The following is a 9,499-nucleotide window of genomic DNA, read 5'->3' as shown; positions in this document are numbered from 1 at the left end:
TTTTCGGCTTTCATCCCCTCCCTTATCTTCGAGCGAAGCGAGGAGATTAAACAAAATGCTTCGCATTTTGTAGCTCACCAACTTTGTTGGTGATTTTAAAAATCTTTGATTTTTAAGACGGAAGGGGACTTCTCGCCGAAACAAGTTAAATATAATACTTTCTTGAAAATTTTTAAAAATAATAAGAAGTCTAAATTCGAAATTATTATATAGAAGAAATATTAAAATAATATGTAAAGTAAAAATTTTATATTATTGATGTATATGGATATGAATAAAATTATATTAATTTTTTAATTTTATTCTTAAAATTTAAGGGTGTAAATATGGAATCATCTGACATAAAGAGAACAAAAATATCAAACATATATAAAATGGATTCTTTTTTTAGCAACCACTCCAATGTAGCTTGGAGATGGTGATGATTTTTTAAATAGTTGTTAGTGTAAATATTAAATGCTTTTAATTTATTAAATATGCTGTTATTTGCCATAATAATATTCATAATTATTGACTTATATATTTAACTTAATGATTGTATAAATATAAACTTAAATTAACTGGTGATATTATGAAGATGACTAATTCAATTATAAAAGCAAAAAATAAAAATCTAAACCCGATAATAGCAGAAATAAAAGTTCATTCTCCAAAATATGGCGATATGCTTAAAGGAAGGGATGAAATAGATATTCTTAGAATATATGAAAATGCAGGAGCTGCGGGAATATCATATATCACCGATAAAAAATACTTTAACGGGAACTTTGACATGTTCAAAAAAATATGTGCATCAACGGAACTCCCGGTTTTAAGGAAGGACTTCATCATATCAAAAGATGAGATTGAAAAAACAGCGGAAGTAGAGGGGGGAGCAATATTAATAATAGCAAGAATGTTGAAGGATAAAACAGCAGAATTCGTTGATTATGCCCTTGAACATGGATTGGATACTCTTGTGGAAGTTCATAATAAGGAGGAAATTGACATAGCAAAGGATACAAACACCACCATGATTGGTGTGAATAATAGAGACATTACAAAGTTAGAGCTCGACGATGGAACAGTATCCCTCACAGAACAACTATCCAATTTAATTCCAAAGGATGTAGTATTTGTTAGTGAAAGTGGTATTGGCTCAATAGATGATTTAAGGGTGGCTTTAAAGTATGCTGATGCGGCACTTATAGGAACAAGCTTTATGAAGGCAAAAAATATGGAGGAATTTGTTAAATCATTTGTGGAGGCGAAATTATGAGCGACTTATTAAATAAAATAGTCGATAGAAATGACCTAACATACGAAGAGGCATATAATTTATTTAACGACCTTTTGAACGAAAGTGAAGTAAAAATAGGGGCTTATCTTGCAGCACTTCAAACTAAGGGCTTTACTTCCGAAGAAATTGCTGGTTTTGCAAAGGCGATGAGGGATAATGCCGTTAAAGTAGATTTAGGAAGTGTTTGTGATACCTGCGGAACAGGAGGGGACGGCTCCTCTACAATAAATGTTTCCACTGCGGTGTCAATCATATTATCATGCTTTAAAAAGGTTGCAAAACACGGCAATGTATCCATTACTTCAAAAAGCGGTTCTGCAAATGTTTTAGAGGCATTAGATATTAAAATCGATTCCACACCTGAGGAAGCTAAAAAGATGATTGATAAAACGAACTTTGTGTTTTTATTTGCCCCAAAATATCATCCTGCATTGAAAAAAATAATGCCTGTTAGAAAAGAATTGGGAATAAAAACAATATTTAATATATTGGGTCCCCTTGCAAACCCTGCAAACCCAGATTATCAGATTATGGGAGTAAATTCTCCCGATTTAGTTGAAAAAGTTGGGGATGCATTGAAACTTCTTGGCGTTAAAAAGGCACTTGTAGTATATGGAAATGGACTTGATGAGTTAAATCCAAATGATTACTCCACCATTTGCGAAATAAACGAGAATAAAGAAAATGAAATATATAAAATACATCCCAGTGATGTTGGATTAACTCCTTCAAAACCTATCCCATGCAATAGCCCGGATGAAAGTGCCAAAAGAATAATAAGCGTCTTCGAAGGAAGAAAAGGAAATTCAGAAAAAATTAACGAGGATAGGAACTTCATATTATTAAATGCTGCTGGAGCCCTTTATGCATCAGATGTAGCATCAGATTATAAAGAAGGTCTCGAAATGGCAAAAAATGCTATTGATGAGGGTATTGTGATGAATAAACTCAGAGAAATTCAAAATTATAAATCTGCAAATTTATAAATCTATAAATAAATGTTGGATAATATAAAAAATAAAAAAAATAGGAAATAAAAACGAAAAAGAGAAAAAGAAAAAATAAAAAAGAATAAAATAAGAATAAGTATAAAACAAAAAAACGGGATAGTATGAAACTATTTAGGCAGAAGTTTGACTATATCGACCCATTGAAACTGTATAGTGTTTTAAGAGAGGAAGGGAAATACCCTTTTATTTTAGAATCGAGAGATAAACACCCTTCAAAAGCGAGATATACCTATATATCTTCAAATCCAGAGTTTGTTGTAAATATCAAAAATAATACAAAAATAGGCAACAGCACAGTTTCAAAGGAAAGGAACCCATTTAAGGCATTAAAAGAGATATTTGAATCGGAAATAAAAAATAAAAAAGAAATCACCAATATTGAATCAAACGAGAGATTTACGGGAGGTTTTTTAGGATACTTTGCCTATGATACAATACACAATTATATCGGCGGAGATATTGAGGAAGCTTCTATATTTGGATATTACAACAATGTTTATGTTTATGACCACATACTGAACAGATTCTACTACCTATCCTTAAACAATTCCATTGAAGAAATGAGAAGGGCTGAAATAGTTATTGAAAAGGCAAAAAAATCTGAGATAGTGGATGAAAAAGGCGGAACAAATATTGTTGGATGTGATGCAGATAAAAAGGATTTTATGGGAATGGTGGAAAAAACAAAAGAATACATTTACAGTGGCGATGCCTTCCAAGTCGTAATATCAAGGGAATATCAATTAAAAAGCGATTATTCCTCATTTAAAATATATCGAAATTTGAGAGAGCTCAACCCAAGCCCTTATATGTTTTTACTTGAATTTGAAAAGGATGTTGTGGGAGCTTCCCCTGAGACAATGGCATCAGTTGAGAACAATATTTTAAAAATAAATCCAATTGCAGGAACTACGAAAGTTGGGGAGACTGAGGAGGAAACAAAAGAACTTGCGGAAAAGCTCCTCAATGATGAGAAAGAAAGGGCTGAACATATGATGCTTGTTGATTTGGCAAGAAATGATGTAAGAAAAGTATCAAAATCTGGAACTGTTGAATTAACTAGATTCTTTGAGGTAATAAGATACAGCCATGTTCAGCATATAGAAAGTGAGGTAATCGGGGAATTAAAAGACAGTGCCACAATGTTTGATGCAATAGAGGCATCATTTCCTGCGGGAACATTAACCGGAGCTCCGAAATATAGGGCAATGGAAATAATAGATGAATTGGAAAAATCACGAAGAAAAATCTACGGCGGTGCTGTGGGATACTTCTCACTCAGCAATCATGCAGATACGGCAATAGCCATAAGAATGGCAGAAATAGACAACATCATCAGATTAAGAGCAGGAGCTGGAATAGTTGCAGATTCTGTTCCTGAAAATGAATATATCGAAACCGAGAGAAAAATGGCAGCTGTTATGCGTGCATTAGAGGTGGAACATGATATTGATAAGTAAATTGGTGAGAGGATGATTTTAATAATAGATAATAAGGATTCGTTTGTATGCAATTGCACCCTTTAAAAAAGGGTGCCATCCATCAGATAAAATTTCTTCGAAATTTCATTACTCAAAATCAAAGATTTCGAAAATCCAAAACTCGCTTTGCTCGTTTTGGAACCTAAGGTGAGATGATGATATTGATAATAGATAACAAGGATTCGTTTGTATGGAATTTGGCAGAATATGCATCTATTTATGATAAAATAAAGGTTGTTCCAAATACCATAACTCTTGAAGAGGTTAAAAAAATAAATCCAGATGGGATTATTATATCACCCGGACCTGGAGCTCCGAATAATAAAAGGGATGTTGAAAACTGTCCAGAAATTATAAAAAATATGGATGTTCCAATATTAGGCGTTTGTTTAGGTCATCAAATTATAGCCCATATATTTGGAGGAAAGGTGGATAGAATACCTCCTGTTCATGGTAAATCAAGTTTAATCAAACACGACGGAAAAACCATATTTAAAGATATTAAAAACCCGTTGGAAGTTGGAAGATACCATTCCTTAGCCGTGCTTGAAGTTCCAGAGGATTTTGAAGTTTCTGCAATTACAATTGATACAGATGAAGAGATAGTTATGGGAATAAGGCATAAAACAAAACCTATTGAAGGGGTTCAATTCCATCCTGAAAGCGTATTGACTGAATGGGAAAATAAAGAGGGTTTAAAGATTATAAAAAACTTTGTAGATAGGGCATTGGATTACAAATGATATTATAATATTATATGGTGGTGGTATATTGAGTAAATTAAACAAAAAGGAATTGGGCTCGAAAACAGCAAAAGGCGAATTTAAAAATGAAGAACTAATTACTTCAAAATTTAATAACTATTTAAAAGATAAAGATGCTAAAAAATGGTTAAAAATTATGGGCTACAATTACAAGAAAATAGACAAATTAATTGCATTGCAAATTCCCGTAAGGTTATCAAGGAAGAATTTATCAAAATATGATTTAGATGAAAAAGATTACGAAACTCTGATTAAATTTAAAAAGGCAGACGTGCAAGTTAAGATTATTATTGAAATTGATGGAATTTTGCATATTGAAAATCTATCATTAAAAAAAGCAAATGAAACAGCAAGTTATAATCAAGTGGATAAACGAACAGTGGATTCATATCAAAAAATGTGGGGCTTTGACGATGAAATTGCTCAATGTTTAAAGTTATTTACTGGAGAATTGAATCTAAAAGAATATGGATTTATGAATACTAAAAAAGAAAACAGAATATTTTTGAACGAATTACCTAAGAAATCTCAAAAAATGATTATTGATTTTTTCAAAGAAAATAAAATAATGGTAATCAGCGATATCTTAAAAGGCAGGGGAGGACTTAGTGCGGATTGGATGCTAATTACAAAACAGATGAAAAATGGAGATTTAAAGTATGTTTTAAAAGATATAAATTTTGTAATGAACTTTTATGGTCAAGGAGATGTAAAAATATCCCCTAGAGGTAGTTTATACATTGGGAGAATTACTATGCAAAGAAAAGGAGGGACTCCCGACCCTACAAAACTACAATTTAAAATTTCACCAAATGAACTTTTTGAGGTGAAATAATGCAAAAAGTAATATTGGGTGATTGTTTAACCGTTTTAAAGGAGTTTGATGATGAAACTTTTGATTTAATAATCGCTGACCCTCCATATAACATTGGATTAAATTATGATGGATATGATGATAATCTACCCTATGATGAATATATAAAGTGGAGCTCGCAGTGGATTGAAGAATGTTGTAGGGTTCTAAAAAAGAGTGGTTCTATATTTGTGGCTATGGGTGATGAATATGTTGCAGAAATAAATATTATTTTAAAAAAACAGAATTTATATTTTAGAAATTGGATTATTTGGTATTATACATTTGGACAAAATCAAAGGAAAAAATTCAGTCGGTCGCACACCCATATTTTGTATTATGTGAAGGATAAAAATAATTTCACATTTAATGGGGATGATGTAAGAATTCCATCAAAAAGACAGCTAATATATAATGATAAAAGAGCAAATCCAAAGGGAAAAATTCCCGACGATGTTTGGGAAATACCAAGAGTTTGTGGAACATTTAAGGAAAGAGTTAAAGGGCATCCATGCCAAGTGCCTGAAAAATTAATAGAAAGAATCGTAAAAGTAGCTTCAAATGAGGGCGATTATGTATTAGACCCATTTGGTGGAACGGGAACCACTGCATCAGTATGTAAAAAACTAAATAGAAATTTTATAGTAATTGAAAAATCCAAAAAATATTACGATGGGATTGTTAAAAGAATCGGTCAAACTACAATAAATGCAATGTTATAATTATAAAATGAAAATAAATATTATGACATTCATAAAAACAGAACTTAAATAATTTTATCCAAAATGCAAGTGCAGTGATATATCATGTTTATTAAAATATGCGGCATTAAATCAAAAGAGGAATTAAAAGTAGTTGAAAAATATGCTAATGCCACAGGAGTAATTGTTAAAAGCGAGTCTAAAAGACAAATACCTCTTGAAAAAGCGAAAGAATTAATGGAAATTGCAAATATTCCTGTTTATGCGGTCTCCACAGTAAATACTTATGACGAATGGAAGGAGATAATAGAAAAAACTGGGACTAAATATATACAAATTCATTCAAAGATGGATGTTGATGAAATTGTTAAATTAAAAAATAATTATAACATTAATATAATAAAAGCGTTTAAAGTTCCTTCATTAAGTTCAAATCCAGAAAAAGATGCTGAAAATCTAATAAACGAAATAAAAAAATATATCAATATTGTTGATAACATACTTCTCGATACTGGAAAAGGTTGCGGAATTACGCACGATTTAAGAGTGAGCAAAATAATCGCAAAAAACATTGATATAATCCTTGCAGGAGGTCTTAATCCTGAGAATGTTAAGGAAATTGTTGAATATGTGCAACCCTATGGTGTCGATTTATCCAGTGGTGTCGAAAAGGACAATAAAAAAGATGAATCATTAATAAAATCATTTGTTAAAAATTTAAATGAAGTATATATTATATAATAAAATTTTAATAAAAAATTTTTGGTGATAAAAAATGGAATTTAAATTTGGAGAATACGGCGGTCAGTATGTTCCTGAGGTGCTTATGCCATCATTAAAGGAGCTCGAAAAAGCATATAAAGAATATAAAGATGACCCTGAGTTTAAGGCTGAGCTCGACTACTACCTAAAAAAATACGCAGGTAGGGAGACCCCATTATATTTTGCTGAAAACCTTACAAAGAAGATGGGTGGAGCAAAAATATATTTGAAGAGAGAAGATTTACTTTTAGGAGGAGCTCACAAAATAAACAACAGTTTAGGTCAGGCACTTCTTGCTAAAAAAATGGGCAAAACAAGACTTATTGCTGAAACTGGTGCAGGAGAGCATGGATTATCCACTGCAATGGTTGGAGCATTGTTCAATATGAAGACAAAAATCTACATGGGAGCCATAGATGTAGAAAGGCAGAAGTTAAATGTTTATAAGATGAAACTGCACGGTGCAGAGGTTCAGCCTGTTGAATCTGGTTCAAAAACCTTAAAAGATGCCATAAATGAGGCACTTAGAGATTGGGTAGAAACATTTGAATACACTCACTATTTAATAGGTTCTGTTGTTGGTCCATACCCATATCCTTCAATGGTTAGGGATTTCCAGTCAGTAATAGGCAGGGAGGCAAAACAACAGATATTGGAAGCAGAAGGGCGACTTCCTGACTGTATTGTTGCCTGCGTAGGTGGAGGTAGTAATTCAATAGGTATATTCAATGAATTCAAAAATGACAAAGAAGTTCAACTTGTTGGTGTTGAGGCTGCTGGTGAAGGACTTGATACGGAAAAACATGCGGCTTCACTTTTGAGAGGTAAAAAAGGAATATTACACGGTATGTTTTCATACTTCTTACAAAATGAAGATGGACAGATAAAGGAAACATACAGTGTATCCGCTGGATTGGATTACCCAGGTGTAGGTCCTGAGCATGCATATTTAAAGGACATAGGAAGGGTGCAGTATGCAGGAATTACAGATGAAGAGGCATTAAATGCGTTCTTAGAATTGTCCAGGACAGAAGGAATTATACCTGCCCTTGAATCATCTCATGCAGTAGCTCAGGGTATGAAAATGGCAAAAGAAATGGATAAAGATGAAATTATAATAGTAAATCTCTCAGGAAGGGGGGATAAAGACTTAGGAACTGTTATGAAATATATTAAATTCTAAGGGACTTTATTGGAAAATATAATTAGTGTGTATATTGATTACATTAGGTGATATTGTGTATTTGGTGGAAGCAGTATTGCTACCAGAGAAAACAGGTGTAATCGCTCCACTTGCAAAATTTACATAAGGACGATATTCTTATTTCAGATGTTAAGGGCAGAGGGCGTGAAGTTGGTGAAAAATTTATTAGGGAATATAGAGAGGAATATACGTTTAATAAGTTAAAAAAACAAAAAATTCCAAAAAGAACCCTTGGGATTATCAAAAAGAAAATAAATATTATTCAATAAGAAAAAGAACAGAAGATATTTTAAAATCCCTCAGTGTTAATGCAAAATACGACATATCCATTAAATCATTAATTACAACATATTCAAAAAATGCAAAAAAGAGGTGTTTTTATGGAAAAAAAACTTGTATCCTTTATTGTTGCAGGAGACCCATCTCCTGATGCTACATTGAAATTTATGAACGCACTTTCTAAATACTCGGATATAATCGAATTGGGGATTCCATTCAGCGACCCTATGGCAGATGGAGAAACAATCCAAAAGGCAGATGTAAGGGCATTAAATAATGGTATGAAGGTTTCAAAGGTTTTTGATATAATAAAAGAATTTAGGAAAACTTCCGACACTCCCGTTGTTGTAATGACATACTACAACCCAGTATTTACAAAAGGTGTGGAGAATTTTGTTAAAACACTTAAAGAAGTTGGTGGAAATGGACTTATTATTGTGGATTTGCCTGTTGAAGATGCTGAGGAATATTTAAATGTTTGTAAAAAATACGATATTGGAACGGTATTCCTTGCTGCACCAAATACCTCAGAGGATAGATTAAAGAAGATTGATGAGGCTAGCTCTATGTTTGTTTATCTTGTATCGGTATATGGAACAACAGGAGCTCGGGATGATGTTTCAAATCTTGCCTTGGATTTCCTTAATAGAACAAAGAATTTATGTAAAAAACCAGTTTATGTTGGATTTGGAATATCAAAAAAGGAGCATGCAAAAGAATTCATAAAAAACGGTGCAGACGGTGTTGTAGTTGGAAGTGCCTATGTAAAAATAATTGAAGAATACGGCGATTCTGATGAGACAGTAAAGAAACTTGAAGAAAAAGCTAAGGAATTAAAAGAGGGAGTATTGGAAGGTTCCCAATAATACCTCGCTATAATCTTTAATTTTTTAATAAAATCATTAAAACTTCCTCTATTTTTGAAAATAAGTATTTTAATCCTGTCGTAGATGAGTGTTATTTTTGGTATTATTAATATATTTAGATAAATTAAATTATGGAGATTTTTAAAGGATTTAAGATAAAATTGGTTTTTTTATATTGTTCCTTGTAGATTTTAAATATTTTAAAAAAATATTGATAAAATTTAGTTTATAATGCAAAATATCCTTAAATCATCTGTCGTAAATCACCCTTAAAACTATATATACTTAAAAAATCAATGT

10 protein-coding genes are annotated in these 9,499 nt (G+C 31.9%); all 10 read left to right on the top strand.

Annotation, left to right across the window (positions count from 1 at the left end; all coding sequences use genetic code 11):
• Positions 1-571: 571 nt before the first annotated feature.
• The 10 genes from trpC (at position 572) to trpA (ending at position 9,199) form a co-directional block, all read left to right on the top strand.
• On the top strand, positions 572-1,258 hold the full coding sequence (gene trpC / locus F7B34_RS06155; RefSeq protein WP_292460958.1) for an indole-3-glycerol phosphate synthase TrpC: 687 nt from the start codon (positions 572-574) through the stop codon (positions 1,256-1,258).
• Complete coding sequence (gene trpD, locus F7B34_RS06150) at positions 1,255-2,265, top strand: anthranilate phosphoribosyltransferase (RefSeq protein ID WP_292460957.1); 1,011 nt, start codon at positions 1,255-1,257, stop codon at positions 2,263-2,265. Before trpC ends, trpD begins: the two co-directional genes overlap by 4 nt.
• Positions 2,266-2,390: 125 nt before the next feature.
• On the top strand, positions 2,391-3,749 hold the full coding sequence (locus F7B34_RS06145; protein WP_292460956.1) for an anthranilate synthase component I: 1,359 nt from the start codon (positions 2,391-2,393) through the stop codon (positions 3,747-3,749).
• A gap of 176 nt (positions 3,750-3,925) precedes the next feature.
• Positions 3,926-4,513 (top strand): aminodeoxychorismate/anthranilate synthase component II, encoded by a 588-nt coding sequence (locus F7B34_RS06140; RefSeq protein WP_292460955.1) that lies wholly within the window; start codon positions 3,926-3,928, stop codon positions 4,511-4,513.
• A gap of 28 nt (positions 4,514-4,541) precedes the next feature.
• Positions 4,542-5,369 carry a hypothetical protein gene (locus F7B34_RS06135; RefSeq protein ID WP_292460954.1) on the top strand — a complete coding sequence of 276 codons (828 nt, stop codon included), beginning with the start codon at positions 4,542-4,544 and terminating at the stop codon, positions 5,367-5,369.
• Positions 5,369-6,109: a DNA methyltransferase gene (locus F7B34_RS06130; protein ID WP_292460953.1), complete on the top strand. Its 741-nt coding sequence runs from the start codon at positions 5,369-5,371 to the stop codon at positions 6,107-6,109. The genes F7B34_RS06135 and F7B34_RS06130 overlap by 1 nt, the downstream gene beginning before the upstream one ends.
• An 84-nt stretch (positions 6,110-6,193) precedes the next feature.
• On the top strand, positions 6,194-6,829 hold the full coding sequence (locus F7B34_RS06125) for a phosphoribosylanthranilate isomerase (RefSeq protein ID WP_292460952.1): 636 nt from the start codon (positions 6,194-6,196) through the stop codon (positions 6,827-6,829).
• A 34-nt stretch (positions 6,830-6,863) separates the two neighbouring features.
• Positions 6,864-8,033 (top strand): tryptophan synthase subunit beta, encoded by a 1,170-nt coding sequence (gene trpB, locus F7B34_RS06120; RefSeq protein ID WP_292460951.1) that lies wholly within the window; start codon positions 6,864-6,866, stop codon positions 8,031-8,033.
• Between the two features lie 110 nt (positions 8,034-8,143).
• Positions 8,144-8,323 carry a hypothetical protein gene (locus F7B34_RS06115; RefSeq protein WP_292460950.1) on the top strand — a complete coding sequence of 60 codons (180 nt, stop codon included), beginning with the start codon at positions 8,144-8,146 and terminating at the stop codon, positions 8,321-8,323.
• A 111-nt stretch (positions 8,324-8,434) separates the two neighbouring features.
• Positions 8,435-9,199: a tryptophan synthase subunit alpha gene (gene trpA, locus F7B34_RS06110; protein ID WP_292460949.1), complete on the top strand. Its 765-nt coding sequence runs from the start codon at positions 8,435-8,437 to the stop codon at positions 9,197-9,199.
• Positions 9,200-9,499: the final 300 nt, after the last annotated feature.

Origin of the sequence: Methanothermococcus sp. (assembly GCF_015523155.1) — an archaeon.
Lineage (GTDB): Archaea > AGJL01 > Methanococci > Methanococcales > Methanococcaceae > Methanofervidicoccus.
The sequence above is the reverse complement of the archived record's forward strand: the minus strand, read 5'-3'. Positions and strand labels throughout refer to the sequence as shown.

What these genes read in the sequence shown, in the direction of transcription:
- trpC (WP_292460958.1), top strand. Translation starts at nt 572, where the DNA reads ATGAAGATGACTAATTCAATTATAAAAGCAAAAAATAAAAATCTAAAC.
- trpD (WP_292460957.1), top strand. Translation starts at nt 1,255, where the DNA reads ATGAGCGACTTATTAAATAAAATAGTCGATAGAAATGACCTAACATAC.
- F7B34_RS06145 (WP_292460956.1), top strand. Translation starts at nt 2,391, where the DNA reads ATGAAACTATTTAGGCAGAAGTTTGACTATATCGACCCATTGAAACTG.
- F7B34_RS06140 (WP_292460955.1), top strand. Translation starts at nt 3,926, where the DNA reads ATGATATTGATAATAGATAACAAGGATTCGTTTGTATGGAATTTGGCA.
- F7B34_RS06130 (WP_292460953.1), top strand. Translation starts at nt 5,369, where the DNA reads ATGCAAAAAGTAATATTGGGTGATTGTTTAACCGTTTTAAAGGAGTTT.
- F7B34_RS06125 (WP_292460952.1), top strand. Translation starts at nt 6,194, where the DNA reads ATGTTTATTAAAATATGCGGCATTAAATCAAAAGAGGAATTAAAAGTA.
- trpB (WP_292460951.1), top strand. Translation starts at nt 6,864, where the DNA reads ATGGAATTTAAATTTGGAGAATACGGCGGTCAGTATGTTCCTGAGGTG.
- trpA (WP_292460949.1), top strand. Translation starts at nt 8,435, where the DNA reads ATGGAAAAAAAACTTGTATCCTTTATTGTTGCAGGAGACCCATCTCCT.